This is a genomic window from Photobacterium sp. WH24, from assembly GCF_019204055.1.
Taxonomy (GTDB): Bacteria; Pseudomonadota; Gammaproteobacteria; order Enterobacterales; family Vibrionaceae; genus Photobacterium; species Photobacterium arenosum.
Genome location: NZ_JAGSOZ010000021.1, coordinates 14,671 through 40,373 on the forward strand (window position 1 = coordinate 14,671; position 25,703 = coordinate 40,373).

Genomic DNA, 25,703 nt, shown 5'->3' on the forward strand with positions numbered 1-25,703 from the left:
AAATTTTGACTAAAGTCTGTTTGCCTCTGGTCGATAAGGTTCATACCGCCAGGTTTTTTATCGTTTTCAGCGAAGAAATGTGGCTGAGTCCAGTCGTAATGTTTCAATGTAAAGAGAGAGCGGAATGGTTCTGCGTGTAATAGTGCTTTCAGCTTTAATGGCGGCGATGCCGGTTAAAGCGATTACAGATGTTGGGGATGCTGTGCCTTTGTATTCAGAGGCGGAACTGATCCATCTGTTTGAGGGCAACCAGCAGTTACAGCGCGTGAAAGCCGATGAGTGCCAGTTGGTACAGGATATTGAAGTGCGGGCAGAGCGTGTGGAACTGCCAGCGTATCAGTTTCTGTATGGCGATATGCTGGCTTGGGGCGTGTGTGTGCAGCGTGACGTTGAACTGGGCCTCTATTACATGGAAACAGCGGCTCGTCAGGGCCTGCCTTCAGCGCTGGAACAGCTGGGCCGTTATTATGCCAGGGGCACACTGGTGCAACAGGATCGGGAACGTGCGATTCCTTATTTGCGCGAAGCGGCGGCGATGGGCCATTTGGCTGCACGCATTCAGCTTGCCGAATTGCTGCTCAATGATTATGGCAGCCCGCTGGATTACGAAGATGCTTACCGCTGGCTGTATCAGTCAGTGACGGCTGACGGCCGGACCCACAAAAAGATTGCTCACTTACGTCGCAATTTAGAGCTGCGTATGCCTTCCAATGTGATTGCTCGCGCGAAGCGACGAGAGAGCTTCTGGTAACCTCCCTCTTGCCGTGGTGATTTTTGGCCTGCGGTATCTTTTCAGGCAGTTAGCGCTTAGAATGTGATCTGAGCGGCATTTATCTTGTCGCGTTGCTTGAGCTGCCAGTGACAGGCAGGCTCACAAAAAAAGCGTGTAAGCGACTGATTCACACGCAGATATTATCTTCATTTATTGGAGCGGAATTTGACCTGCTCCCAACTAATTATTGATGGCAGGGATATACTTAGGGTATCTGGCTGCCAATACGGATTATTTTATGTCCAAAGGTACAACTGATTTACCCGTCGATCCTTTCCGCGAGCGGGAAGCTCAAAACTACGAAAACCCAATCCCAAGCCGTGAATTCATTCTGGAAGTGGTTCGCGGCTTTAGTACACCTGTTAATCGCGATCAGCTGTTTACCGAGCTGAAATTGCAGGGCGAAGACCAGTATGAAGGCCTTCGCCGCCGATTACGCGCCATGGAGCGCGACGGCCAGCTGGTGTACACCCGCCGCCAGTGTTACGCATTGCCGGAAAGGCTGGATTTGATTAAAGGCCATGTCATTGGCCATAAAGACGGCTTTGGCTTTGTGCGCCCTGAAGGCAGCGGCATGGCCCGTCAAGATGACCTGCTGTTGCCGTCTCATCAGATGCGCGGTGTTATCCATGGTGATTATGTTCTGGTTCAGGTGGCTGGCGTCGATAAACGCGGCCGCCGTGAAGGGCGGATTGTCCGTGTGCTGCAGGAATACAGCGGCCAGATTGTCGGTCGCTATTTTATTGAAGACGGTATGGGCTTTGTCGTACCGGATGATTCACGGATCTCGCAGGATATCGTGATCCCTCAGGAAGTGCGTCAGGGTGCCCGCATGGGTAACGTAGTGGTGGTGGAAATCACCCAGCGCGCCACCCGTCAGTACAATGCTGTCGGTAAAATTGTGGAAGTGTTGGGCGAGAACATGGCACCGGGCATGGAAATTGAAATTGCCCTGCGTACCTACGATATTCCCCATGTCTGGCCGGCAGAGGTTGAGAAGCAGGTCGCGACACTGAAAGAAGACGTGCCGGAAGACGCCAAGAAAGGCCGTGTTGATCTGCGGGATTTGCCGCTGGTGACTATCGACGGCGAAGACGCCCGCGACTTCGATGACGCTGTGTTCTGTGAAAAGAAAAAATCAGGTGGCTGGCGTTTATGGGTGGCTATCGCCGATGTCAGCTACTATGTGCGCCCTGACAGCGCACTGGATAAAGAAGCGATAAACCGCGGTAACTCGGTTTACTTCCCGGCTCAGGTGATCCCTATGTTGCCTGAAGTGCTGTCGAACGGCCTGTGCTCGCTCAACCCTCAGGTTGATCGCCTGTGCATGGTCTGTGAGATGACTATTTCGGCGGCCGGCAAACTGTCCGGCTACCGGCATTACGAAGCTGTGATGAACTCTCATGCCCGTCTGACGTACACTAAAGTCAGCAAGATGCTGGAAGGGGACGAGGATCTGCGCCAGCGTTATGCGCCTCTGGTTCCGCACCTGGAAGAGCTGTACAGCATGTACAAAGTGCTCAAACTTGCGCGTGAACAGCGCGGTGCTATTGAGTTTGAAACGCTGGAAACCCAGTTCATTTTCAATGCGGATCGTAAGATTGACCGCATTGTGCCGTCAGAGCGTAACGATGCCCACAAGATCATCGAAGAATGTATGATCATGGCCAATGTGGCTTCTGCCAAGCTGGTAGAAAAAGCCAAAGAGCCTGCGCTGTACCGGGTGCATGATACCCCGGGCGAAGAACGCCTGACAGGTTTCCGGGATTTCCTCGGCGAGCTGGGCCTGAATCTGACCGGTGGCCTGGAGCCTGCCCCGAGTGATTATGCTCACCTGGCAGCGGCGATCCAGAATCGCCCGGACAAAGAACTGATCCAGACCATGCTGTTGCGTTCCATGAAGCAGGCAGTGTATCAGGCGGAAAACCTGGGTCACTTCGGTCTGGCCCTCAACTCGTATGCGCACTTTACCTCGCCGATCCGCCGTTATCCTGATTTGGCTCTGCATCGTGCCATCAAATATCTGGTTGCCAAAGAGAACGGCACTCACAAAGATCGCTGGACACCGACCGGCGGCTACCACTATTCCTTCGACGACATGGATGTGCTGGGCGAGCAATGCTCAATGACAGAGCGTCGTGCCGATGATGCCACGCGTGATGTGGCTGACTGGCTGAAATGTGAATACATGCAGGACCATGTCGGTGATGAGTTCGAAGGCGTGATTGCCAATGTGACGGGCTTTGGCTTCTTTGTCCGCCTCAATGAGCTTAATATTGACGGCCTGGTGCACATCTCAAATCTTGATAACGATTACTACCAGTTCGATCCTATCGGTCAGCGCCTGGTGGGGGATGCCTCCGGCAAAATTTACCGCCTGGGTGACACTGTCCAGGTGAAAGTCGCGGCGATTAACCTCAACGACCGCCAGATTGATTTCGAACTGGTGGGCGGTGGCAGAAAGTCCCGCCGACCAGGTAAAACCGCGCAAACCCGTGAGAAGCAGCAACGGATGCGCAAAGCAGAAGGCTTGCAGCGTCAGAACCTGAAAGCGTACCGCGTTGAAAACGGTGAAGCGCAGCAGGAGCACAAAGCGGAAGCGAAGAAAGAGCGCACTTCTGTTCGTCAGCAGCTGAAAGCCGGTGTGATAACTAAGCCTGGTAGCGAAGACGACAAGAAAGGCAAAAAAGCCAAGAAAAAAGACAAGGCGAAAAAGAAATCGGTCAAGGCGCGCAAGCCGCGGGCCGGTAAGAAAGAACGAGCGGCGAAGAAGACTAAGTAATGCGTAATGATATGATTTTCGGCATTCATGCCGTCAGCGCTGTGCTGGGGTCCGACCCGGCACGCTTCATTGAAGTCTTTGTGCTGAAAGGGCGTCAGGACGAGCGGGTATTGCCGCTGCTGAACGAATTGCAGCGATTAGGGGTGACTATCCAGCAGACCGGCCGTAAGGCTCTGGACGATAAAGCCGACGGCGGCAGCCATCAGGGTATTGTGGCGCGGGTAAAACCGGGTAAACAGTACAATGAACAGGATCTGGATGACCTGCTTGAAGGTAAAGACAATCCACTGTTGCTGATACTGGATGGCGTGACCGATCCGCATAACCTGGGCGCGTGTCTGCGAAATGCCGATGCCGCCGGTGTGGTGGCGATTATCGTGCCGAAAGACAGGGCCGCCCAGTTGAACGCAACCGCGTCTAAAGTGGCCTGTGGCGCTGCTGAAGTGGTGCCGCTGATTCGGGTGACCAATCTGGCCCGCACTATGCGTGCCTTGCAGGACAAAGGGATTTGGATTGTGGGGACCGCCGGTGAAGCGACTCATGACCTCTATCAAAGTAAACTGACCGGGCCACTGGCCATAGTGATGGGCGCGGAAGGGGAAGGGATGCGCCGTCTGACCCGCGAGACCTGTGATGATCTGATTAAGATCCCGATGGCGGGCACTGTCTCCAGCCTGAATGTGTCGGTTGCAACGGGTATCTGCCTGTTTGAAGCGGTGCGCCAGCGTCAGGACTAAAACAAAAATACCTGCTAAATCAAATGAAATGCCATCCGCTCGGGTGGCATTTCTGTCTGTGGTGAAAATAAACGCCAGGACAGGGCGATATCGCTGTTCTTTTAGTTGCGCTGAGCGGTGTAATTCTGTACTATCTCGCGCCTAAATTCTCGGTTTTATTTTTTCGTTCCTTGCTTCCCCAGGATAACCGAGCTGAACAGGGAAGCTGAATAATCCGTAAGGAGCAACCCATGCGTCATTACGAAATCGTATTTATGGTGCACCCTGATCAAAGCGAGCAAGTTGCTGGCATGGTCGAGCGTTACACCGGTGCTATCAAAGATTCTGGCGGTCAAATCCACCGTCTGGAAGATTGGGGTCGTCGTCAACTGGCTTACCCAATCAACAAACTGCACAAAGCACACTACGTTCTGATGAACGTTGAAGCTGAGCAGTCTGTGGTCGACGAGCTGGAGTCAAGCTTCCGCTTTAACGATGCTGTGATCCGTAACATGATCATGCGCACTAAAGGCGCTATCACTGAGCCATCTCCAATGATGAAGGCTAAAGAAGAGCGTGCCCCACGTCGTGAAGATCGTGCAGATGCACAATCTGAAGGTCTAATGGCCGACGCTGAGTAATCATTGAATGACCAATCGTCTGGAGCTGTCTGGCACTGTTGCCAAGCATCCCAAACGAAGCCAGTCCCCGGCGGGCGTTCCTCATTGCCATTTTGTGCTTGAGCATCGTTCCAACCAGGTGGAAGCGGACTTAACACGGCAGGTGTATTGTTACATCAACGTGGTGGTCAGCGGTAAAGGTCAGCAATTACTCACTCATGATTTAGCTGTCGGAAGCAACATTAAAGCCGGGGGATTTATCTCGTGGCAAACCGGCCGGAATGGCATAGGTAAGTTAGTGTTGCATGCCGATCATATTGAAAAAATTTAGTTCAGGAGATAAGCCCATGGCACGTTTCTTCCGTCGTCGTAAGTTCTGCCGTTTTACTGCAGAAGGCGTACAAGAGATTGACTACAAAGATGTAGCAACTCTGAAAAACTACATCACTGAAGCTGGTAAAATCGTACCAAGCCGTATCACAGGTACTCGCGCTAAGTACCAGCGTCAGCTGGCTCGCGCTATCAAGCGTTCACGTTACCTGGCTCTGCTGCCATATACTGACAAGCATCAGTAATAGGCCCGGTTTAATTAAGTTTAAGAGGACAAGATAATGCAAGTTATTCTACTTGATAAAATCGGTAACCTGGGCAGCCTTGGTGATCAGGTAAGCGTTAAAGCTGGTTATGCTCGTAACTTCCTGATCCCTCAGGGTAAAGCAGTTATGGCTACCAAATCTAACGTTGAAATGTTTGAAACTCGTCGTGCTGAGCTGGAAGCAAAAGTTGCAGAGCAACTGACTGCTGCTCAAGCTCGCGCTGAGAAAGTTAACGCTCTGGAAGCTGTAGTTATTGCTTCTAAAGCGGGTGACGAAGGCAAACTGTTCGGTTCAATCGGTACTCGTGATATCGCTGATGCAGTAACTGCTGCTGGCGTTGAAGTAGCGAAAAGCGAAGTACGTCTGCCAGAAGGTGCTCTGCGCACAACTGGCGAATATGAGATCAGCCTGCAGCTGCACTCTGACGTATTTGCAACAGTTAAGCTGGAAGTTGTTGCTGCTGAGTAATCAGCACCTGCACTTCTGCGAAAAAACCAGCCTCAGGGCTGGTTTTTTTATGTCTGGAGAGAGGGCTGTCGGCAGGATGGCGCAGCTTAGTAATGACGCTGCTCAGTAATGAAGCTGATCAGTAATGAAATAGCAGGTTGATTGTCATGGTGCCGTCGCGCTTTTGCAGGCCGTCCGGTACCCAGCTGTTGAACTTCTGAGTGTTGCTGAGCTTGATAGCGATATGTTCTGAGATAGCACTGGTGAGAGACACCTGGGTTTCCAGCGTGCTGTTACTGTTACCGGCTATGCCTGTCAGCCGGATATTCAGCTCGACATCTTTGGACGGTTTCCAGATCCAGCGGGTACTGCCACGCAGGATCAGCTCATCGACGGTTTCAGGCACTATGATGTCGTCATCGTCAATTTCGTCTATGTTAGGTTCCTGATGGCGGTAACCCGGCCCGGCTTCTATTTCCATCATCATGTTTTCCAGCCGGATGACCCGGTAGCCGATACCGGTTGCCAGGGTGAAATCCCTGAAATAGGGGCCGTATTTATCGTCGATATAGCTGGTATTGCCCAGCACATATGCCCGCTCATTAATGATGAAGTCGCTCTGTAATTCGAGCTGGCCTTTGCGTTTTTCTTCCTCACCGTCTTCTTCTGCCAGCAGGTATTTGGCTTCGACCTGCTGACGAAACTGATCTTTGACATAGGTCAGCCCCAGCCGGGTATTGAGCGATTTGGTATTCGAGTTGCCGGAAAGCGATTGGTATCCCAGCTCCAGTTCACTGGACCAGGGCGAGGTGATCGGCGGGAGCTCTGGCACTTCGTCTGCACTGGCCTCAGCCATCATGAGCAGGCCGGATGTCAGCACAGGAAGCAGTATGCATTTATTTGCCACGTGCCCTCCCAACTACAGACACAAGAAACGACGGCTTGCACAAAAAAGTGCAGAAAAGGTGTAGGCGGCGCAGTGTAGCTGAATAATGTCAGATGATCGTCAGGATGTTGCGCTATTAGACATAAATTTTGCTGAAGTGCCGTAAGATTGGGCAGCGCAGCTTTTACCGGGTCTTTTTTGTCTGGATGGCTGCCAGCTCGCAGGAATGTTCAGGTATACTAACAGGCCGGATTCAGGTCAAACGTGCAAGTGGTTATGGCAGAGAAAAGTAAACCCAATCGTCCCAAAGACAGTCAGATGGATGCGCTCAAAATGCCGCCTCATTCGCTGGAGGCAGAACAGTCAGTGCTTGGCGGCCTGTTGCTGGATAATGAGCGCTGGGACAGCGTTGCAGAAAAAGTGGTCGCGCGTGATTTTTACAGCCGTCCGCACCGGATGATTTTTGAGTCTGCCGCCGGGTTGCTGGAATCCGGCCAGCCGCTGGATCTGATCACCCTGTCAGAACGTCTTGAGCTGCATGATCAGCTTGATGATGTCGGTGGCTTTGCCTACCTGGCCGAGTTAGCCAAGAACACGCCGTCTGCGGCCAATATTACCGCCTATGCTGAGATTGTCAGGGAGCGTGCGCTGATCCGTGACATGATAGGGGTCGCTAACGAGATTGCCGACGCCGGTTATGATCCTCAGGGCAGAACCAGCGTCGATCTGCTCGATATGGCCGAGAGCAAAGTGTTTGCCATTGCCGAGCAGCGTACCAATGAAAATGAAGGCCCGCAAAATGTCGATACCATACTGGAAAAAACCCTGGAACGTATCGAACTGCTGTATCAGTCGCCTCAGGATGGTGTCACCGGGGTCTCGACCGGCTTTACTGATCTGAATAAGAAAACTGCTGGCCTGCAGGGATCGGATCTGATCATAGTGGCAGCCCGTCCGTCTATGGGTAAAACGACGTTTGCGATGAACCTGTGTGAAAACGCAGCCATGGAGCAGGAAAAACCTGTGCTGATTTTCTCGCTGGAGATGCCCGCCGAACAAATCATGATGCGTATGTTGGCGTCGCTGTCGCGGGTAGACCAGACCAAGATCCGTACCGGACAGCTGGATGATGAAGACTGGGCGCGTATTTCGTCGACCATGGGTATACTGATGGAAAAGAAGAACATGTACATTGATGACAGTTCTGGCCTGACCCCGACAGATGTCCGCTCTCGTGCCCGCCGTATTGCCCGTGAACATGGCGGTCTTAGCATGATCATGGTCGACTACCTTCAGCTGATGCGGGTGCCTGGCTTGCAGGATAACCGTACGCTGGAAATTGCCGAGATCTCCCGCTCGCTGAAAGCCCTGGCGAAAGAGCTGAATGTGCCTGTGGTGGCGCTGTCTCAGCTTAACCGCTCGCTGGAGCAGCGTGCCGACAAGCGTCCGGTAAACTCAGACTTGCGTGAATCCGGTGCCATCGAGCAGGATGCGGACTTGATCATGTTCATCTACCGTGATGAGGTATATCACGAAGACAGTGCACTGAAAGGCATTGCAGAAATCATCATAGGTAAGCAGCGTAATGGTCCCATCGGTAGCGTGCGCCTGACTTTCCAGGGCCAGTTTTCCCGCTTTGATAACTATGCCGGCCCGGCTTTTGATGATGAGTATTAGCGTTAACCCAGCAGCAGGACAATAAATGAAAGCAGCTACCGCCTATATTGATACCCGGGCTTTGCGCCAGAACATGAGTCTGATCAGACAACAGGCGCCCGGCTGCAAGTTGCTCGCCATGGTCAAGGCCAATGGTTACGGGCACGGTCTGGAGCAGGTTGCTACCGGGCTGCCGGATGCAGACGGTTTTGGCGTCGCGAGGATAGAGGAAGCCCTCTCGTTGCGCGCCTGTGGCGTGGTAAAGCCGATTCTTCTGATGGAAGGCTTTTATTCGCCATCGGATTTACCTGTGCTGGTGACCAATAATATTCAGACCGTGGTCCACACCATAGAGCAGTTGGAAGCCCTGGAGCAGGCAGTGCTGGAGACGCCGGTGAAAGTCTGGCTCAAAATTGACAGCGGCATGCATCGTCTCGGCGTGCGTCCGGAAGAGTTCCAGGCTTTTGTCGAGCGCCTGCATGCCAGCCAGAATGTGGCACAGCCGCTGCGGTATATGAGCCACTTTGCCTGTGCCGATGAGCTGGACAGCCCGGTGACAGACAGTCAGATCCAAACTTTTATGTCCCTGACGCAAGGTTGCCGTGGCGAGCGCTCTCTGGCCAATTCTGCGGGTATTCTGGCCTGGCCGGACAGCCACCTGGAGTGGATTCGTCCCGGCATTATTATGTACGGCATTTCGCCGTTTGCTGATAAGACGCACTCTGCCGAGGCCTTTGGTATGCAACCTGTGATGACACTGACCTCCAGTGTGATTGCGGTGCGGACACTCAGGCAAGGGGAAGCGGTCGGTTATGGCGGCACCTGGGTCAGCGAGCGGGATACCAAAGTCGGCGTGGTGGCCATAGGTTATGGCGACGGCTATCCGCGCACCGCGCCGAACGGTACGCCTGTACTGATTAACGGCCGCTGGGTGCCGATTGCAGGCCGGGTCTCTATGGATATGCTGACGGTCGATCTGGGGCCGGATGCCACTGATCGGGTGGGCGATGAAGCAGTATTATGGGGACAGGGATTACCTGCCGAGGTGGTGGCCGATCATGTTGGTACCATAGCGTACGAACTGGTCACCAAGCTGACATCGCGTGTGGCTATGGCGTACCGCTGACAATGAAGAAACTGTTATGCTGACACCCTTATATCGCCGGGCATTATCCCGTACAAGTATCCGCCATCCCAGACAAGCCGTGGTCAATGCCACGGCTTGGTTGTTTTCAGCCTTGCTTTGGGCGGGCTATCCTGCGGTTGCCTGTGCCTCTGATGACGGTATTAAGATCAATACCGGCGGTTATGATGACGAGGGCGAACTGAATTGGGCAAAAGATTATGCCGTGGTGCCCTTTGCTTTTTATACCGACAACATCGGTTTTGCTTTAGGCATGGCCGGAGTGGTCAAAGGCGCTTTTCAGCCACAGGCCTCACTGTTCGGGGCCGGCCTGAAAGGGAACAAGGGAACCTGGCTGACCTATATACGCGGCGATAACTTCCGCTTCAGCAACGACAGCCGCTGGCTGTTAGGTGCCGAGATCTACAACGCCGATTTTCAGCATACCGATTTTTATCTCGGAGAGGCGGCCAGCAATGATTCAAGCGCCCTGGATGCCTTCAATGCCAATGCCTATGATGCCAGATACCGGATGTTTGCCCGTTATATCTTTCCATTGGGCTCTGCAACGGCCAACCCTCTGGCTGCTCTGGCGCTGGAACGCCCGCTGACCGGCAGTACGCCGTGGCAAAGCGGGATCACGTCCATTGAATTTCGCCCTTATTACCAGAGCCGCCGCTTTCACGACTCCCCGCCTTTGCCGGACACGGAATTTGCCGATACTGATGAGGTCTGGGCGCTGGAAACCCGTCTGGAGTGGGATAATCTCAACAGCGAACATAACCCCAGCCAGGGATCGCACAGCCTGCTGACGGTGACCACAGATCCCGGCAGCAGCGATCGTGAAAGCTGGTGGCAGTGGGAGCTCAGTCAGAGCTGGTTCTGGGACATAGGGCCGGGCGGTGATTGGTTTGAGCAGCAGGTGATTGCCTTTAATGCCTATTTGTCGGATGTGCCGAGCTGGGATCAGAGTGAGCAGGTGCAGGGGCAAACCCGTTATCACAGGCCGCCAGAGTTTGCCCGTGCCAGCCTTGGCGGTCTGTTTCGCCTGCGCAGTTATCCCGGCGGGCGTTTTTCTGATCGCAGTGCGCTCAGTTACAGCATGGAATACCGGGTCATGCCCGAGTGGCAACCGCTGAGCGGCTGGCCGGTGTTTGACTGGTATGATGTTCCCTGGTGGCAATGGGTGCTGTTTACCGATTTGGGGCGGGTGGCTGACGAGTTTGATCTTGCTGAACTGAACCAGGACATGCGCTGGAGTGCCGGAGGCGCAGTGCGCTTTCAGGTAGAAGGGGTGGTGGTACGGGCTGAAATGGCATGGGGTGAAGAGGAAAGTAGTTTCAACGTCATGGTGAATCAGCCATTCTGAGAGCGGTGCTTTAGCTGTTCGTCCTCCTTGCCAAGGGGAGGGAATAGCGGAGCTTCAGCAAATTCTGTACAGTTCCTCCCCCTTTGGTCGGGGGAGGCTGGGAGGGTTACTGGGGCGCAGACTCAAAAGCCGCGCAGCTGAATACGGCGCAGAAACTCTGTCATCACCCGGTCGTAGAGCAGATCGCCAAGGAAAGCATCCTCGACTTTATGATCGATACTCGGGTTGTCGTTCACTTCTATCACCACCACCTGGCCATTCACTTCCTTCAGATCAACGCCGTACAGACCAGAGCCAATCTGGTTGGCCGCTTTGAGAGCAACCTCGATAACGTTCTTCGGCACCTGCTTCAAATCCAGCGTTTCAAAGCCGCCCGAGGTCACCCGGCCGCTGTTATGGTGCTGATAAATCTGCCAGTGGCCGCGGCTCATATAGTATTTACAAGCAAACAGCGGCTGACGGTTGAGGATACCAATCCGCCAGTCAAAATCTGTCGGCAGAAACTCCTGGGCCAGAATCAGCGTACTGCGCGCAAACAGGGTATCCATTTGGGTCAGCAGCTCTTCCCGGCTTTTGACTTTCACCACGCCGACGGAAAAAGCACCGTCCGGCACTTTGAGCACCATAGGAAAACCTATGTCGTTTTCGGCCTGTTCGAGCCAGTTAGGATCGAAGCTTTTCAGCACCACACTTTTCGGGGTCGGGACTTTGTGCAACCGCAACAATTCGGTGAGAAACACCTTGTTGGTGCATTTCATGATCGACTCCGGATCGTCCATCACGATCAGGCCCAGCTTCTCCGCCGTTTTGGCAAAACGGTAAGTGAAGTTACCGATATTGGTGGTGGCACGAATGAACAGGCCATCAAATTCGCCCAGCCGCGACAGGTCATCCGGCGTAATGGCCTGCAGCCGCATGCCCAGACGCTTGGCGGCTTTCTTGAAATTGTGCAGTGCCGCACTGTCTGACGGCGGCATCTTTTCGTATGGATCGACCAGCAGCGCCAGATCGTAGCGTGCATTCTTGCTGGGCTTGGGTGAGCGCCATACCTTGTTAGAAAAACGTTCCAGTGCATCGGCAAACAAATCCTGTTCAGGATCCGTCAAATCCTGAAACGGGAACGGCGTGATCTGCTCTACCTGCCAGTGCGAATCGGAGCGGCGGATAATGACCTTAATCACAGGCACCATAAAGTGCTCGAACAGGCGGCGCGCCATTTTTTCAAAGCCGGGCACTTTGGACTGACCAAAATAAATTTTTTCTTCGAGCTGATCCCCAGACGACTGCAACTGGTGCGCAAAGGCTTTTTCCAGCTGGTCTGACGGTACCGACAACAGGAAGGGCTGAGATAAGTCATTAATCGTCATCACACGGGGAATGACCCTGTGCCCGCGGGCTTCAGCCATCAGCGAGCAGTAATAACCGCTGCTCATGTAACCGTAGTCGCGACACAGGTTTATGACCTGAGTGGCTTTGTTTTCACAAAACGCGCCCTGCTGCAAATATGTGTCGACAGTGACAACCCTGTCAGAGGGAAAATACTGCCGCCAGTCACTGTCGTTGTCGGTAATAATGAGGACTTTTGTCATCTTTTTCTTCACCTATAGCCTTACGGCTAATTTTGGGATTAAATCGAACTAGTCCACTCAAGCGTGAATAAGTCCATGATAGTCCGTATTGCACAGCTTTATGATCTAGATAGTTTAAATGCTCTGGAGGCTCAGCTTTTTGATGGGGATCGAATTTCACCCCGTCAGATGCGGCGGTTTATTAAATCACCCCAGAGCGTGCTGTTTGTCGCGGAAGATGAAGGCCGGATAGCTGGCTATGGGCTGGTGTTATTTCACCGGGGTACCCAGCTGGCGCGGTTGTATTCCCTTGCCGTCGATCCCGTTTATCGAGGCAGGCACATTGCTCAGCAGTTACTGTCTGCCTGTGAAGCGGCGGCACTGGAAAACGGTTTCAATACATTAAGGCTGGAAGTGCGCAATGACAATCTCGCGGCGCGAAATCTTTATGAAAAATGCGGTTATAAACCATTAAAAATTTTAATCCATTATTACGATGATCTGGCCGATGGCGTCAGGATGCAAAAACGCCTGAGCCCTATGGAAGCTAAGCATCTGCTGCCACTCCCTTTGTATGTGCAGACCACGCCATTCACCTGTGGTCCGGCCTGCTTAATGATGAGTCTGTCTTATCTGGACCCAGCTTTTCAGCCCAGCCGGCAGACCGAGATGCAGCTGTGGCGGGAGGCTACCACTATCTTCATGGCCTCGGGGCACGGTGGGTGCAGCGGACACGGGTTGGCACTGGCGGCAAACCGGCGCGGGTGCAAAGTGGAATTGTGGGCTCAGTCGCTGTCAACGCCTTTTATAGACAGTGTTCGCGATCCCAGGAAAAAGGACATTATCGAGCTGGTCCATCAGGATTTTTGTCAGCAGATGGATGAGGCCGGTGTGCCTGTGGTGGATGCCATGCCGGCGGTTAGTCAGATTGAAGACTGGCTGAAGCAAGGGTACTGTTTGCTGATGCTGATCAGCACCTATCGTTTCAACGGCTGCAAAGAGCCACACTGGATTGTGCTGAGCGGCGTCAGCGAACAGTTCTTTTTCTTTCATGACCCTTTCGCCGAAGACAAGGCGGACAGCAGCCATCGCGCCCATATTCCGCTCAATAAAGCCGGGCTGAGCCAGATCCTCGGCTTTGGCCGCCAGAAACAGACGGCCTGTGTGGTGATCAAGTCCTAGCGGGCCGTGTCCTCTGGGGCATCACAGTCAGGGACATGATGCTGATTGCTACATGCCGAACGGGAAATCTTTCATCCCTTGTTGCAGTTCTTCTCGCACCGGGGCTAAGGCTCTGGCGTAGGCTGCCAGAGATTTGATGGTATATCTCGCCCGGCCGTCGAATCGCTCATCGCTGACGGCCTTGTCCGCTGTCAGCAGAGTCTCACAGTCGCGGAAGATCAAATGATCCGGAATGAAGCACGCATGGTTGTTCTTACTGCCTGTCATGCGCAGCTCACTGATAGGGTAGACACCGTTCACGCTTGCGGAAACACTGGCCAGCAGTACGGGTTTGTGACCCAGTTCTGCCGACGTGCACAGCAACAGGAAGTTTTTGAGGGCCGGGGTTGCCATGCCATGCCATTCCGGTGTGATCAGTACCACAGCGTCCGATGTTTTCAGTTCTTCAGCGAGTGCTCGCCAGCCACTCCATTCCTCACTGCCACTCCAGACCCCTTCGTTCCAGAGCGGCAGATTAAGGGTACTTAAATCCATGATCTCTGCTTCCTCGAACCCTTGGCCATGAGCCAGTGCCTGTAAATAGGCTGCCGCCTTCACGCTGTGAGATTGTTCACGATGACTGCCTGAAATAATGCTGAGTTTCATAATGCTTTTCCTTATCGCTGAGAGGTTGCCGACTGATTCAGTGCTATAATGATTAAAACTTTTACGTAAGTATCTTTTATGAAAGATATGTAATGAAAGGTACGCCTGAGAAATCTTTTTTTCAAGTATCTTTTTAAAAAAATAGTTTGAGAGAATTATATGCATCACGATCATGTAGACAGGTTACTGACACAATGGCAACAGCAACGCCCTGATCTGGATTGTTCGCCAATGGCCGTGATTGGCCGCATAAGCCGCATGAGCAGACTGATCGACAAGAAAATAAATAAGACGTTTAAAAACTATGATTTAAGTGCGATTGAGTTTGATATCCTGGCAACATTGAGGCGTTGTAATACCCCTCTGACCCCGACCGAACTTTACCAGACCCTGATGCTGTCATCCGGTGCCATGAGTACCCGCATTGAGCAGTTGGCCAAGCGCGGGTTGATTGAACGCATAGCCAGCCCCGAAGACAGACGAAGCTGCAGTGTGGCGCTGACAGAGAAAGGCCGGGCTTTAATTGACCAGGCTGTTGAAGCGCATGTCGTTAATGAGAAAGCCATTCTTGATCCGCTGACACAAGAACAGCGACAGCAACTGGCTGCGCTGCTGAGAGCCTGGCTACTGAGCAATGAGTCCTGATCCTTCAGCCAGATAGGGCTATGATTTATTCAACAATCTGTTGTTCAATTTCATCAGTAATGTGAGAGGAATCAGACCGAAGTTCAGATTGGTACTACTGAGTTACATGCTTTCTGTCGATTTTCTCTCTTGGTTTCTTTCGGACTGCAGGATAATTTCCTATAGTTTAGCGGCTATGCATGATTCACCGAAAGCGTGACCTGGAGCAAGGCAGGTAGGGCGGTAGCGACGGCATAATTAACAATAAGTTGTAAAATTACCAAAATATCGCCATGCTTATGGCCAGTTTGGCTGTGCAAACGCCGTTGAATTGGACATTCACTGCCGCACCACCAGTTGTGCTGTAGTGAAAAAATAACACATCAGGAACGTCATTATGTTGAAAAACATTAACCCCACGCAAACAACTGCCTGGCAGGCACTGACTGCCCATTTTGAACAGGCACAGGATCTTCAGCTCAGCGAGCTGTTTGCTAAAGACTCATCACGTTTCGAGACGTTTTCCGCGGCGTTCGGCAACGATATCCTGCTGGATTATTCAAAGAACCTTATCACTGAAGAAACGCTGGCCAAGCTGTTTGATCTGGCTGAACAGACCGAGCTGAAAACCGCCATTGCGTCTATGTTCAACGGTGAAAAAATTAACCGCACCGAAGACCGCGCCGTACTGCATGTCGCGCTGCGTAACCGCAGCAATACGCCAGTGCTGGTGGACGGCGAAGATGTAATGCCGCATGTGAATGCCGTGCTGGCGAAAATGCAGCAGTTCTCCGACCGTATTATTGGCGGTGACTGGAAAGGGTATACAGGCAAAGCCATCACAGATGTGGTCAATATCGGCATCGGTGGTTCTGATCTGGGTCCTTACATGGTGTCTGAAGCATTGGCGCCGTACAAAACCCGTCTCAACCTGCATTTTGTCTCTAATGTAGACGGCACCCATATTGCTGAAACCCTGAAGGGGCTGAACCCGGAAACGACTCTGTTCCTGGTGGCGTCAAAAACCTTCACCACTCAGGAAACCATGACCAACGCCCACTCGGCGCGTGACTGGTTCCTGGCTGAGGCCAAAGATCCAGCGCATGTAGCGAAGCACTTTGCCGCCCTGTCGACCAATGCCGGTGCGGTGTCTGCCTTTGGTATTGATACCGACAATATGTTCGAATTCTGGGACTGGGTCGGCGGCCGTTATTCACTGTGGTCAGCGATTGGTTTGTCGATCTGCCTGGCTGTGGGTTACGAGCGTTTCGAAGAACTGCTGGCCGGTGCGCATGCGATGGATAAGCATTTTGCACAAGCGCCGCTGACCGAGAATCTTCCGGTCATTCTGGCGCTGATTGGCCTGTGGTATAACAACTTCTTCGGTGCCGAATCCGAAGCCATTTTACCGTACGATCAGTATATGCACCGTTTTGCGGCTTACTTCCAGCAAGGCAACATGGAATCGAACGGTAAGTATGTCGACCGCGGCGGTAATCCTGTGGATTATCAGACCGGACCAATTATCTGGGGCGAACCGGGCACTAATGGTCAGCATGCGTTTTATCAGTTGATCCATCAGGGCACTAAGCTGATCCCGTGTGATTTTATTGCCCCGGCAATCAGCCACAATCAGTTGGGTGATCACCACCCTAAACTGATGGCAAATTTCTTTGCACAGACCGAAGCGCTGGCATTTGGTAAAACCCGCGAGCAGGTGGAAGCGGAATTCACCGCGGCAGGTAAAACGCCGGAGGAAGCCGCAGAGCTGGCGCCTTTTAAAGTGTTCGAAGGTAACCGTCCGACCAACTCCATTCTGGTTAAGCAAGTGACCCCGTATACCTTGGGTGCGCTGATCGCGATGTATGAGCATAAGATCTTCACCCAGGGCGTGATTTGGAATATCTACAGCTTCGATCAGTGGGGCGTTGAGCTGGGTAAACAGCTGGCCAATCAGATCCTGCCGGAGCTGGCGGACAACGCAGCGGTGAGCAGCCATGACAGCTCGACCAATGGCCTGATCAATACCTTTAAGCAATGGCGTCAGTAATCTTGACGAAAGCCTGAAATGATAAAACGCCGCTTTTGCGGCGTTTTTCTTAGTTGCGGTATGCCTTACGGTTAAGACAGGGCGACCACTTCGCTGGCTTGTGGGCCTTTCTGGCCGTCAGTAACGATAAACTCAACGTTTTGGCCTTCTCTCAGGGTACGACGTCCCTGAGCCTGAATGGCGCTGAAGTGAACAAATACATCTTTGCCATCAGCAGCAGAGATAAAACCAAAACCTTTATCATCGTTGAACCATTTAACGGTTCCTGTCAGTTTGCTCATTTGACGATCTTTCCTTTGTAATCTATTCCTTGCGTTACCCGAAGGCAGGCAACACGAATGCTATTAACAGGTATCTTTATAGGTGAGTAGATACCTAAATAGCATTTCCAGTCTAGATCGTAACCGGAATGCGGGGCAATGATTTATGCGTTATTTATGCAAAAAGAGTGAAAGGGTTAAGCATAGTCACGGCAATAGGTCAGGCCAGTTTGCACTGGCCTGCAGAAAAAGAAGTGGTGTTTGAAAGCGTTAGCGGTCGAAGCTGATTTCGATGAAGGCTTTGCCGTATTCAGATTCAAACGGCATGATGATGATCGCCCCTTCACTTTTGTGCGTGATGGTGTGGCCGCGGCCTGACACAACTGCGGGGGTGGCCATTTCAAAGTCATAGCCTTTTTCAGACAGAATACGTTTAGCACCACCTGTGACCATATTGGTGATCTCGCCAACCATATCGGTGACTTCATCATTGATGCCATTTGGCCGCTCGCCCAGCATGCGCTGCATAATTTCCAGCGCGAGGCCTTCATCAAAGGTAATGGACATCGAGCCTCTGGTCTGCGGACCAATCATACCAATCAGGCCAGATACATCACCTCGGGCGACTTCATCTTTTTTCAGCAGAGGTTTTTGCGGGGCCAGCTCCATTGACGCCATGGTCTTGAGCACATTCAGCAGAGAGGCCAGAAACGGGTTTACAAATTCTGCTCGCATAGGATCTGGATTGCCTTGTTGTTGTTCAGAAACGGACTACTTCTTATGTTGGCATGCTTGGCACACACCGTGGCTTTCAACCACATGGTGAGAAATCTGAAAGCCCTGTTGTTGTGCCTTTAGTTTTAGCATTTTAGCCAATTCATCGTCGTGACATTCCTCCACATGACTGCATTCATCGCAAATTAATAGCTGTGAACAATGAGAGGCATGGTCCAACAGATTGCAGGCGATATAACTGTTTGTCGACTCGACTTTATGGACAAAGCCCTGGGCCAGCAGAAAGTCGAGTGCGCGGTACACAGTGGGAGGCTTGGCCTGAGGTTCAGTTTCCCGAAGCAAATCAAGCAGCTCGTAGGCGCTGATTGAACTTTGGCGTTCAACAATCAGCTCCAGTACTTTCTGGCGTTGCGGGGTCAGCCGGACTCCACGTTGATCACAGAGTGTTTGGGCCTGATTCAGCAGTTGCATATGATTTGCCATACTTCCTCAAAAAAGCGACTAGCGTCATAGTCTATCATAGCATTTCAAAAACCTAGCTCTGAGAGACATAATCCATTACGGATGGACAAAATTTTCGTGTAACTGATCACATTCGCATCAGCGGTTAAGTCGCTGACGGTATGAACGATTGATTCATTGACTGGTTTGTAAGTCAAAAAATGCCGCCTATTCAGGACATGGTGCTTTCAGCGCCGGCAGTCATCTGCCATTGCTGTTGTCCTGAACAATGCGAGGCAAAGTGTATGCAGAAACCACTAAATGGCAAGCAGGACTTAAAGGGCCGGGTGATCTTTTCAGGGCCAACGTCGCTCTGGCCCCGGATAAGAGCTATTGCAGATTCTGGAAAGTGTCACAATCTTTGGGATTGCCGGATTCGAACCCTTTGCGAAACCAGCTTGCCCGCTGCTCAGAGGTACCGTGAGTAAAGGCATCTGGCTGTACGGCCTGACCTGCCATTTCCTGCAGCCTGTCGTCACCCACGGAACTGGCGGCTTTCAGCCCTTCTTCAATATCGCCGGGCTCCAGTAACTGCATGTCATTGTGAACATAGTAGCCCCAGACACCGGCATAGCAGTCGGCCTGTAGCTCAAGCATCACGCTTAAGCGATTGGCATCGGTTTCGCTGGCCTGCTGTTGCATTTGAGCGACCTGCTTGTTGGTGCCCAGCACGTTTTGCACATGATGACCCACCTCGTGTGCTATCACATAGGCAAAAGCAAAATCACCGGGCGCCCCCAGTTTTTTCAGCTCATCCATAAAGCTGAGATCCAGATAAACCTTGCTGTCGGCAGGACAATAAAATGGCCCGGACTGTGCCTGACCCATGCCACAGCCTGTCTGGGTGATATTGTTGTACAGCACCAGCTGTGGTTCGGGATACTGGCCGTCGAACAGCTTGCTCCACACGGTTTCTGTGGTGCCCAGAATCGCCGCGACAAACTGAGCCTCTTCGTCACTGGCCGGTAAGCCACCGGTTTGTGCGCCTTCCTGTTGCTGCATCGCCCCGGAACCGGGCTGAACGTCCATCATTCCGGATCCACCGGTAAAATACTGATAAGCCAGGTATATCCCGCCGACAACCAGAATAAGTTTACCTACTTTGGTTTTGAGCAGGAAAGGGAGAAAACGCAGTAATCCAGCGACCGCCATCCCGGAGTGAGCTGGCCCCTGACCGCGTCTGTCATCAATGTTGGTACTTTGTTTGGTCTTGCGCCAGCGCATAGGTTTTCCCCTGAGTCGTGAAGAGGTTCTCAACAAGTCTGAACGAAAAGTGCCCTTTTTTCCTGTTACACCCTGAGACGGGAGGCATTTTCATTCAGCAGCACAACACGCTTTTCAGTTAGCCGAGATCTTCTGCTTTGCAAATCCGTGAAAAATCAGCATTTTGGTCTGCTGTAAAGCCTGGTCTCTGCAATCTTATGACTGATTTTTATTGTGATGATTTTAACTTGATGAAATATAAGAAGTGATCAGCAGGTTTTTTACCTGTTCGGATTTGTTTACATCCTTCAGTTATCAGGTTAAGCCCATCATAGTGGCCAGATAGCGATATAAAAACAGCAGGTTACTTATGCCTTGCTATGAGTCTCAACTTGTATGTAACCACGCATCTCTCTGTTTCATTAATAAAATTTGGTGTTTTCATCTTATGTATAAGGGCGTAGTTGCGTATAGATTTTAACTGTGCCTGATGTGAGGGGTAGGCAATTCCAAGTAACGGACAAACATAAAAAAGGACTAACAATGTTTAAGACAATGCTAGGTTGCTGTATCACGTCTGCGCTGGTATTAGCCAGTGCTGCCATTCAGGCTGAAGACTCGCAGTTTGCAGTAAGTTCGGAGTCACAGGCCAGGCTGATCACCGCGGCACCTGAGAAGGCCGTCGCCAATCAGTATATTGTGGTGTTAAAAGAACCGGCGTATATCGCCAATGATATCGCCGCGCGTGTCGAGTTTGTGGCTCGTACTGTCGAGTCTATCAGTACACTTCATGCTGTGACTGCTGAAAGGGTGTTTGATTCTGCCCTGAGCGGCTTTGTCGCTGAGCTGACGGCAGAGCAACTCAATACACTTCGTCAGGACAATCAGGTTGACTACATAGAGCAGGATCAGCGGATTTCACTTGATCCGGTTTTCCCGGAAGCTTTTGATGCCCAGCAGACCAATGCCACCTGGGGCTTGGATCGTGTGGATCAGCGCAACCTGCCGCTGGACGGTAATTTTGTCACTCAATATAACGGCGCAGGCGTGACGGCGTACGTCATTGATACCGGTGTCACCACCACCCATGCCGAGTTCGGCGGTCGTGCCCGTTCCGGCTACGATTTCGTCGATAACGACAGCAATGCCACCGACTGTAATGGTCACGGTACGCATGTTGCCGGCACCATTGGCGGTACGCGCTACGGTGTGGCGAAGAACGTCAGCCTGGTCGGGGTGCGGGTACTGAGCTGTAATGGCTCGGGCACCACATCAGGGGTGATTGCCGGTGTTGACTGGGTGAAGCAGAATGCCACTGGTCCTTCTGTGGCGAATATGAGCCTGGGCGGCGGTATTTCGACCGCACTGGACAGCGCCATCAACAGCGCGGTGAATTCAGGCGTCAGCTTTATGCTGGCAGCGGGAAATGAGAATCAGGATGCTTGCAATGTCTCACCCGCCAGGGTGGCAAATGGTATCACTGTCGGCTCGACAACCAGTTCTGATCAGCGTTCCAGCTTTTCTAACTGGGGCAGCTGTGTCGACATTTTTGCGCCGGGATCCTCCATTACCTCCGCCTGGTATGACGGCAGCTACAAAACCATCAGCGGAACCTCGATGGCCACACCGCACGTTGCCGGGGTCGCTGCGCTGTATCTCGATGAGTATCCGAACCTGACCCCTTCTCAGGTCAGTCAGTTACTGGCCCAGCGCGGCACTACAGGTAAAGTGAGTGATTCACGCAATAGCCTTAATCTGCTGGCTTACAGCGGTACAGATAATGGCGGCGGCGATCCGGGTACACCGTCAGACGGCAAACTGGAAAACGGTAAAGTGCAAAGTGGCCTGAACGGGACGTCCGGTAGTGAGCAGCATTACTACATTGATGTGCCGGCAGGGCGTACCTTAACTGTCCGTACCTATGGTGGAACGGGGGATGCCGATCTGTATGTTCGCCTCGGGCAGAAAGCCACCAAATCCAGCTGGGATTGCCGGCCTTACCGTGCGGGTAACAGCGAAACCTGCTCTATCACCCCCACTCAGTCTGGTCGCTATCACATCATGCTGAATGGCTATAACACCTATGGCAGCCTGTCGCTGCAGGCTAGCTTCTGAATCGTTATCGCCGATAAATTGATGACTGCCGCGCCCCGGACAAGGACAGTTCAGGGCGTTTTTTTGTTAACCCTTATTCAGTCGTTGAAATGCGACGCTCTGCACCGGATAACCCGACTAGCTTTAATGAAGCTGAGCGAGCACTTCTGCCGCTCTGTTTTGCCTGTCATTCGCAATCCGGCCAACACCGGTTAAGGAGCCGCAATGGGTTTGTTCAACGATATTCTCAACAAGCTTGGCTTTGGAAAAAAATCACCCCAGACACCAACGCCATCTTCCAACGTCACATTTGCCCCCGATGAAACGCCTGCACCCGCGTCTCCGGCTGAGCCAGCCGCTCCGGCCATGGAAACTGTCGATGTGGTTGCCAAACTGGAAGCTATGGCGGCTGACCATCCGGAAGCACTGAACTGGAAAACCTCTATTGTCGATCTGCTGAAACTGCTGGGTCTCGACAGCAGCCTGTCAGCCCGCAAAGAACTGGCGACTGAACTGGGCTGCCCCGCAGACAAAATGGCCGACTCCGCCCAAATGAATATGTGGCTGCATAAAACCGTGCTACAGAAACTGGCCGACAACGGCGGTGACGTGCCGGATGAATTGCTGTAAATACAAATTTCCTGACTGAATGGCGTAGAGGCTGTCAGGTGTGTAATTAGAGAAGGAAGGGAAACAGCCCCAATCTCAGCAGGGGCTGTTGCTTTTAACCTAATTTTTGTATTGCTTAAAACCGTGATTACATCGGAATGTAGTCGATAAATATTTTCGAGACTTTGCCATCCAGACCGTTGTGATAAAAGCTTTCGCATCTCACTTTCCCTCCGGCATACTCGCCACCTGAGTTAAAGGTGCCTATTGTTGCTTCAGCAACCGGGCCTATCACTGTAATTCGAGCCCAGTCATCACTCTCAGACGCGGATGGGCTGTCGTAGACTTTTATGATGGTAATGCCGCTTGGAATATTTTGAAGTTTCAGGGAACGTGCTTCGTCATTTGAAAAACCATGATCACCGCTTTTACAGTCGATATTATAGTTTTGACTGCCGTTTAGCGTATTACCCACTTGATCCTGAGTGCCGCCATTTCCTTCCCAAAATGTAATTTGTCCAGCCATGTTGAATCTCCTTGACGTTGTTGTTTGTGTTTATGTACACATCATATGCAATAACAACAATAGACAGGATTTTGAAAAAGGCACTACCGATTGTGTGAAATCACACGTAAGTTTATAAACAAACGAAACCGACGTAATAGAAATACAGCAACAGCCGACGGCTGGCCTCTCCCCAGTATTGGCCGCGGTAACGCAAGATTTCAATCCCTAAGCTGATCTGATACGCGGGTTATGTTGAAATCTCAGCTCGTTTCTTCTTTTTGCTGCATGGCGTAACCCACGTACTCATCGATGGTCAGTGCGGGCATGTCTACAGCCTTTTTCCTGATCATTTTGTATTCTGCATGTATAATACGCCCCTGCTTTTTAACGAAGATAGTTGCTTTGTACCGCCTGTTGTCGCTTTCGATGTCGTTTTCGACGATGAATGAGGCGAGATTGTCCTGCTCTGGAAGGGGACTGCGAGGGTACAGTGAACGGAATTCGGGCAATTTCAATTGAAGTGACAGGAAATTCAGAATGACGCTACACACTGAAAATACTCAGGAAAATCGCGGCCTCGCTGGCGATCACCCCTCATGCCGCTTTTCTGTGGCCCCCATGTTGGATAATGCGCACAATTAGCGCCCTGTCTGGGCTCGTGCACAATATACGTACCGAATCCGTAACATACTACCTTCCTAGATGTCTTTTCAATATTAATCGTTAAATATGTCCTCATAGAAACATGCATTGCATAACATTTATGGCTGATTATTTAGTTTAGAATTACTTAGTGGCCCACTTATCACAGGAAGGTTTCAAATGATATGGATATTGATAGTTAATGCTTTATTGTATGTTGTTACCAAATATCCTAGGCTAGTTTTAGATCAAAATAACTTCTTTTTCGTTCGGAATACGCATAAGAAAGAGTTTATAATTTTGAGGTGGATTAAAAAATTTGTAATTAAATTTTTTAAGGTTTTTTTAGTGAGAGATAAATCGAACAATTTGACCTTGATATGTTTTTGTAATGCCATTTTAATACTTTCTATTTTTGAAGTTTCTCAATTAGTAGAAAGCTTGTTGATATCGATCGCTGCTGCTTGTATTTTTCATTATTTTGTTGTTGCAATCCCAGAGGAAAGAAAGAAAATATTCACTGTGAGAAAATTCTCTCATTTAATGCAAGACTTCATGCAAAGAGATGACTGTATCTATTTAATTAATAGAACTCATAGCAAAGAATTTGAAATAAACAAATTAGATGAGTATGAACGAGAAAGATTTACACATAACTTTTTGTCAAAAATGAGTTTTCCTGTAGGTGGAAAGGATAATCAATTTGTTCTGAATGATATCAGAAACCCTATAAAAACTGGTTTTGTAAATAAAAATGATAAAATGTCAGATATCTGGAATATTATACTTGAATACGATAAAAATTTTTTGCTGGAAATGAAAAGTATAGATTTATCAACTTTTCCAGATTTGTCTATATCAATTGATATATTCCAGAGCCAATACGTTAATGTAGTAAAGTTTGCTAAGCCTAATCAATGGTATTGGTATTTTGGTTATTTGAATACTAGGCAGAATGTTATTGCTGAGTATGTTAACACGGCTGGTAATTACGCCCATGGTCACGAGCTAAGGTTCAGAGATTACAAAGGAATTAAAAGTATACATATATAAGTCCTAATGAAACAGTCAACTTTTGAATTAGTTGACTGTTTATATAAACCTTTGCAATAGTAACTACATCCGCTGTCCAGACCAAACAACCTCACCAACCACTTCAAAATCACTACTCATGACTTCTTCTTTGCTTAGTTCCCAAGGCTGGTAATTGTCATTGTCACTAGTGACTGACAGACCATGCTTTGAAAATTGCAGACGCTTTACCATCAACTGACCATCAAAACGGAAAACGTAAATCCCATCTCCCGTGTACTGATCCACTCGGTTTACCATCACCAAAGAGCCATTTTTGAGCGTAGGGTACATACTGTCGCCCTTGACTGGCATTAGAAAAATGTTGTTTGCGTTTACGCCTATCTCGTTGTTGATGAATGTCTCGCTGAATACGATGTCACTGGACTTCTCTTCACTCACCACTAAGGCACCGTGTCCGGCACTCACTTCAACTTCATATAAATCCAAATGTACATAACCTCTTGGCGGAGCGATTACCCCATTTTGTGATATCTGTCTCGCTTTTATGAAAATATCTTCAGGGATGTGATCACGGTACTTCCAGTTAGAAATGGTCTTTGGGGATTTACCTAAAACCCTTGCCAGATCTACGTTCTTGGCAGTGTTGGTGAGCTTCTTCAGTTCCTTAAGTTGTTCCTCAAAAGTTCCCATTTCAATCTCCTGGTGTATTTATGGGGTTGATTTGCTCTCTTTGATCCTCAATAATTCCCTTTGTTGTCATTGAGGGATATTTAAGGTTGTTTGGATTGCCCTAAATGTCTCCAAGTTTACTACATGGAGGATCTATGAACACTAGTTTTGCTTTATTTGCCCGTTTTGAAAGCCCAATCGTCGAGTTGAAGCAGGTATCACAAGAGTTCTTTGGCGTCACGCCAAAGACTGCCGAACAAAGGGCTAAGGCTTGTGACTTCCCGGTGCCGACCTTCAAATTGCGTGACTCAGAACGTTGCCCAACCATGATCAAAATTGAGGACTTAGCGGCCCACATCGACAAGAAATACGCAGAAGCGCAAGCGGAATGGCGTTCGGTGCACGGTTAAG

At 50.8% G+C, this 25,703-nt stretch carries 26 protein-coding genes; 17 read left to right on the forward strand and 9 right to left on the reverse strand.

Going from position 1 to position 25,703, the window contains the following annotated elements; all coding sequences use genetic code 11:
- The first annotated feature begins 124 nt into the window (after positions 1-124).
- The 7 genes from KCG43_RS18895 to rplI all read left to right on the forward strand — a co-directional run bounded on the left by KCG43_RS18895 (position 125) and on the right by rplI (position 5,954).
- Positions 125-751, forward strand: a complete 627-nt coding sequence (locus KCG43_RS18895; protein ID WP_218386864.1) for a tetratricopeptide repeat protein — start codon at positions 125-127, stop codon at positions 749-751.
- Between the two features lie 259 nt (positions 752-1,010).
- Positions 1,011-3,554 carry a ribonuclease R gene (rnr, locus tag KCG43_RS18900; RefSeq protein WP_218386866.1) on the forward strand — a complete coding sequence of 848 codons (2,544 nt, stop codon included), beginning with the start codon at positions 1,011-1,013 and terminating at the stop codon, positions 3,552-3,554.
- Entirely contained in the window at positions 3,554-4,291 is a 738-nt protein-coding gene (gene rlmB / locus KCG43_RS18905) for a 23S rRNA (guanosine(2251)-2'-O)-methyltransferase RlmB (protein WP_192017357.1), read from the forward strand. Before rnr ends, rlmB begins: the two co-directional genes overlap by 1 nt.
- A gap of 230 nt (positions 4,292-4,521) precedes the next feature.
- Positions 4,522-4,911 carry a 30S ribosomal protein S6 gene (gene rpsF, locus KCG43_RS18910; RefSeq protein ID WP_192017358.1) on the forward strand — a complete coding sequence of 130 codons (390 nt, stop codon included), beginning with the start codon at positions 4,522-4,524 and terminating at the stop codon, positions 4,909-4,911.
- A gap of 7 nt (positions 4,912-4,918) precedes the next feature.
- Positions 4,919-5,221 carry a primosomal replication protein N gene (priB, locus tag KCG43_RS18915; RefSeq protein WP_027254047.1) on the forward strand — a complete coding sequence of 101 codons (303 nt, stop codon included), beginning with the start codon at positions 4,919-4,921 and terminating at the stop codon, positions 5,219-5,221.
- 16 nt (positions 5,222-5,237) lie between these two features.
- Positions 5,238-5,465: a 30S ribosomal protein S18 gene (gene rpsR, locus KCG43_RS18920; protein WP_002539422.1), complete on the forward strand. Its 228-nt coding sequence runs from the start codon at positions 5,238-5,240 to the stop codon at positions 5,463-5,465.
- 36 nt (positions 5,466-5,501) lie between these two features.
- Positions 5,502-5,954, forward strand: coding sequence for a 50S ribosomal protein L9 (rplI, locus tag KCG43_RS18925; RefSeq protein ID WP_192017359.1), 453 nt, complete (start codon positions 5,502-5,504; stop codon positions 5,952-5,954).
- A gap of 118 nt (positions 5,955-6,072) precedes the next feature.
- Here the strand turns inward: rplI and KCG43_RS18930 are convergent, their stop codons facing one another.
- The gene (locus tag KCG43_RS18930) at positions 6,073-6,840 is read right to left on the reverse strand and encodes a YdiY family protein (RefSeq protein ID WP_303459495.1); all 768 of its coding nucleotides are present in this window, start codon (positions 6,838-6,840) and stop codon (positions 6,073-6,075) included.
- A gap of 255 nt (positions 6,841-7,095) precedes the next feature.
- Between KCG43_RS18930 and KCG43_RS18935 the strand changes: the two genes are divergently transcribed.
- From KCG43_RS18935 to KCG43_RS18945, 3 genes are read left to right on the forward strand one after another with little or no spacing between them, the layout of a single operon-like run.
- Positions 7,096-8,496 carry a replicative DNA helicase gene (locus KCG43_RS18935; RefSeq protein WP_120513586.1) on the forward strand — a complete coding sequence of 467 codons (1,401 nt, stop codon included), beginning with the start codon at positions 7,096-7,098 and terminating at the stop codon, positions 8,494-8,496.
- A gap of 25 nt (positions 8,497-8,521) precedes the next feature.
- Positions 8,522-9,601, forward strand: a complete 1,080-nt coding sequence (gene alr / locus KCG43_RS18940; RefSeq protein ID WP_192017360.1) for an alanine racemase — start codon at positions 8,522-8,524, stop codon at positions 9,599-9,601.
- 16 nt (positions 9,602-9,617) lie between these two features.
- Positions 9,618-10,967: a BamA/TamA family outer membrane protein gene (locus KCG43_RS18945; RefSeq protein WP_218386868.1), complete on the forward strand. Its 1,350-nt coding sequence runs from the start codon at positions 9,618-9,620 to the stop codon at positions 10,965-10,967.
- Positions 10,968-11,089: 122 nt separating this feature from the next.
- On the opposite strand, the gene KCG43_RS18950 is transcribed toward KCG43_RS18945, so the two are convergent.
- The gene (locus KCG43_RS18950) at positions 11,090-12,556 is read right to left on the reverse strand and encodes a RimK family protein (RefSeq protein ID WP_192017362.1); all 1,467 of its coding nucleotides are present in this window, start codon (positions 12,554-12,556) and stop codon (positions 11,090-11,092) included.
- A gap of 75 nt (positions 12,557-12,631) precedes the next feature.
- Between KCG43_RS18950 and KCG43_RS18955 the strand changes: the two genes are divergently transcribed.
- On the forward strand, positions 12,632-13,717 hold the full coding sequence (locus tag KCG43_RS18955; RefSeq protein ID WP_192017363.1) for a GNAT family N-acetyltransferase/peptidase C39 family protein: 1,086 nt from the start codon (positions 12,632-12,634) through the stop codon (positions 13,715-13,717).
- A 48-nt stretch (positions 13,718-13,765) separates the two neighbouring features.
- Here the strand turns inward: KCG43_RS18955 and KCG43_RS18960 are convergent, their stop codons facing one another.
- Positions 13,766-14,362 (reverse strand): NADPH-dependent FMN reductase, encoded by a 597-nt coding sequence (locus tag KCG43_RS18960; RefSeq protein ID WP_192017364.1) that lies wholly within the window; start codon positions 14,360-14,362, stop codon positions 13,766-13,768.
- A 159-nt stretch (positions 14,363-14,521) separates the two neighbouring features.
- Here KCG43_RS18960 and KCG43_RS18965 point away from each other — a divergent pair, with 159 nt between their 5' ends.
- Positions 14,522-15,007 (forward strand): MarR family winged helix-turn-helix transcriptional regulator, encoded by a 486-nt coding sequence (locus tag KCG43_RS18965; protein WP_192017365.1) that lies wholly within the window; start codon positions 14,522-14,524, stop codon positions 15,005-15,007.
- 376 nt (positions 15,008-15,383) lie between these two features.
- Complete coding sequence (pgi, locus tag KCG43_RS18970; RefSeq protein WP_218386871.1) at positions 15,384-17,036, forward strand: glucose-6-phosphate isomerase; 1,653 nt, start codon at positions 15,384-15,386, stop codon at positions 17,034-17,036.
- Positions 17,037-17,107: 71 nt separating this feature from the next.
- Here the strand turns inward: pgi and KCG43_RS18975 are convergent, their stop codons facing one another.
- The 4 genes from KCG43_RS18975 to KCG43_RS18990 form a co-directional block, all read right to left on the reverse strand.
- On the reverse strand, positions 17,108-17,317 hold the full coding sequence (locus KCG43_RS18975) for a cold-shock protein (protein ID WP_027254038.1): 210 nt from the start codon (positions 17,315-17,317) through the stop codon (positions 17,108-17,110).
- Between the two features lie 249 nt (positions 17,318-17,566).
- Positions 17,567-18,031: a chemotaxis protein CheX gene (locus KCG43_RS18980; RefSeq protein WP_027254037.1), complete on the reverse strand. Its 465-nt coding sequence runs from the start codon at positions 18,029-18,031 to the stop codon at positions 17,567-17,569.
- A gap of 36 nt (positions 18,032-18,067) precedes the next feature.
- Positions 18,068-18,514 carry a zinc uptake transcriptional repressor Zur gene (gene zur, locus KCG43_RS18985; protein ID WP_192017367.1) on the reverse strand — a complete coding sequence of 149 codons (447 nt, stop codon included), beginning with the start codon at positions 18,512-18,514 and terminating at the stop codon, positions 18,068-18,070.
- A gap of 348 nt (positions 18,515-18,862) precedes the next feature.
- Positions 18,863-19,756: a neutral zinc metallopeptidase gene (locus KCG43_RS18990; protein ID WP_192017368.1), complete on the reverse strand. Its 894-nt coding sequence runs from the start codon at positions 19,754-19,756 to the stop codon at positions 18,863-18,865.
- Between the two features lie 522 nt (positions 19,757-20,278).
- Between KCG43_RS18990 and KCG43_RS18995 the strand changes: the two genes are divergently transcribed.
- Together KCG43_RS18995 and KCG43_RS19000 are read left to right on the forward strand one after the other, a co-directional pair.
- Complete coding sequence (locus tag KCG43_RS18995; RefSeq protein WP_218386873.1) at positions 20,279-21,850, forward strand: S8 family peptidase; 1,572 nt, start codon at positions 20,279-20,281, stop codon at positions 21,848-21,850.
- A gap of 204 nt (positions 21,851-22,054) precedes the next feature.
- Entirely contained in the window at positions 22,055-22,459 is a 405-nt protein-coding gene (locus tag KCG43_RS19000; RefSeq protein ID WP_218386876.1) for a DUF3597 domain-containing protein, read from the forward strand.
- Positions 22,460-22,586: 127 nt separating this feature from the next.
- Here KCG43_RS19000 and KCG43_RS19005 read toward each other — a convergent pair whose 3' ends face one another.
- Positions 22,587-22,964: a hypothetical protein gene (locus KCG43_RS19005; protein WP_192017371.1), complete on the reverse strand. Its 378-nt coding sequence runs from the start codon at positions 22,962-22,964 to the stop codon at positions 22,587-22,589.
- Positions 22,965-23,768: 804 nt separating this feature from the next.
- Between KCG43_RS19005 and KCG43_RS19010 the strand changes: the two genes are divergently transcribed.
- Positions 23,769-24,641 carry a hypothetical protein gene (locus tag KCG43_RS19010; RefSeq protein WP_218386878.1) on the forward strand — a complete coding sequence of 291 codons (873 nt, stop codon included), beginning with the start codon at positions 23,769-23,771 and terminating at the stop codon, positions 24,639-24,641.
- Positions 24,642-24,704: 63 nt separating this feature from the next.
- Here KCG43_RS19010 and KCG43_RS19015 read toward each other — a convergent pair whose 3' ends face one another.
- On the reverse strand, positions 24,705-25,313 hold the full coding sequence (locus KCG43_RS19015; protein ID WP_218386880.1) for a S24 family peptidase: 609 nt from the start codon (positions 25,311-25,313) through the stop codon (positions 24,705-24,707).
- Positions 25,314-25,447: 134 nt separating this feature from the next.
- On the opposite strand from KCG43_RS19015, the gene KCG43_RS19020 reads away from it, so the two are divergent.
- A complete protein-coding gene (locus KCG43_RS19020) occupies positions 25,448-25,702 on the forward strand; it encodes a pyocin activator PrtN family protein (protein WP_218386882.1) in 255 nt (84 codons plus the stop codon).
- The last annotated feature ends 1 nt before the right edge of the window (position 25,703 follow it).

Bases quoted from the DNA above. Each gene is read 5' to 3' on its own strand.
- KCG43_RS18895 (WP_218386864.1), top strand. From the start codon at position 125: ATGGTTCTGCGTGTAATAGTGCTTTCAGCTTTAATGGCGGCGATGCCG.
- rnr (WP_218386866.1), top strand. From the start codon at position 1,011: ATGTCCAAAGGTACAACTGATTTACCCGTCGATCCTTTCCGCGAGCGG.
- rlmB (WP_192017357.1), top strand. From the start codon at position 3,554: ATGCGTAATGATATGATTTTCGGCATTCATGCCGTCAGCGCTGTGCTG.
- rpsF (WP_192017358.1), top strand. From the start codon at position 4,522: ATGCGTCATTACGAAATCGTATTTATGGTGCACCCTGATCAAAGCGAG.
- priB (WP_027254047.1), top strand. From the start codon at position 4,919: ATGACCAATCGTCTGGAGCTGTCTGGCACTGTTGCCAAGCATCCCAAA.
- rpsR (WP_002539422.1), top strand. From the start codon at position 5,238: ATGGCACGTTTCTTCCGTCGTCGTAAGTTCTGCCGTTTTACTGCAGAA.
- rplI (WP_192017359.1), top strand. From the start codon at position 5,502: ATGCAAGTTATTCTACTTGATAAAATCGGTAACCTGGGCAGCCTTGGT.
- KCG43_RS18935 (WP_120513586.1), top strand. From the start codon at position 7,096: ATGGCAGAGAAAAGTAAACCCAATCGTCCCAAAGACAGTCAGATGGAT.
- alr (WP_192017360.1), top strand. From the start codon at position 8,522: ATGAAAGCAGCTACCGCCTATATTGATACCCGGGCTTTGCGCCAGAAC.
- KCG43_RS18945 (WP_218386868.1), top strand. From the start codon at position 9,618: ATGCTGACACCCTTATATCGCCGGGCATTATCCCGTACAAGTATCCGC.
- KCG43_RS18950 (WP_192017362.1), bottom strand. From the start codon at position 12,556: ATGACAAAAGTCCTCATTATTACCGACAACGACAGTGACTGGCGGCAG.
- KCG43_RS18955 (WP_192017363.1), top strand. From the start codon at position 12,632: ATGATAGTCCGTATTGCACAGCTTTATGATCTAGATAGTTTAAATGCT.
- KCG43_RS18960 (WP_192017364.1), bottom strand. From the start codon at position 14,362: ATGAAACTCAGCATTATTTCAGGCAGTCATCGTGAACAATCTCACAGC.
- KCG43_RS18965 (WP_192017365.1), top strand. From the start codon at position 14,522: ATGCATCACGATCATGTAGACAGGTTACTGACACAATGGCAACAGCAA.
- pgi (WP_218386871.1), top strand. From the start codon at position 15,384: ATGTTGAAAAACATTAACCCCACGCAAACAACTGCCTGGCAGGCACTG.
- KCG43_RS18975 (WP_027254038.1), bottom strand. From the start codon at position 17,317: ATGAGCAAACTGACAGGAACCGTTAAATGGTTCAACGATGATAAAGGT.
- KCG43_RS18980 (WP_027254037.1), bottom strand. From the start codon at position 18,031: ATGCGAGCAGAATTTGTAAACCCGTTTCTGGCCTCTCTGCTGAATGTG.
- zur (WP_192017367.1), bottom strand. From the start codon at position 18,514: ATGGCAAATCATATGCAACTGCTGAATCAGGCCCAAACACTCTGTGAT.
- KCG43_RS18990 (WP_192017368.1), bottom strand. From the start codon at position 19,756: ATGCGCTGGCGCAAGACCAAACAAAGTACCAACATTGATGACAGACGC.
- KCG43_RS18995 (WP_218386873.1), top strand. From the start codon at position 20,279: ATGTTTAAGACAATGCTAGGTTGCTGTATCACGTCTGCGCTGGTATTA.
- KCG43_RS19000 (WP_218386876.1), top strand. From the start codon at position 22,055: ATGGGTTTGTTCAACGATATTCTCAACAAGCTTGGCTTTGGAAAAAAA.
- KCG43_RS19005 (WP_192017371.1), bottom strand. From the start codon at position 22,964: ATGGCTGGACAAATTACATTTTGGGAAGGAAATGGCGGCACTCAGGAT.
- KCG43_RS19010 (WP_218386878.1), top strand. From the start codon at position 23,769: ATGATATGGATATTGATAGTTAATGCTTTATTGTATGTTGTTACCAAA.
- KCG43_RS19015 (WP_218386880.1), bottom strand. From the start codon at position 25,313: ATGGGAACTTTTGAGGAACAACTTAAGGAACTGAAGAAGCTCACCAAC.
- KCG43_RS19020 (WP_218386882.1), top strand. From the start codon at position 25,448: ATGAACACTAGTTTTGCTTTATTTGCCCGTTTTGAAAGCCCAATCGTC.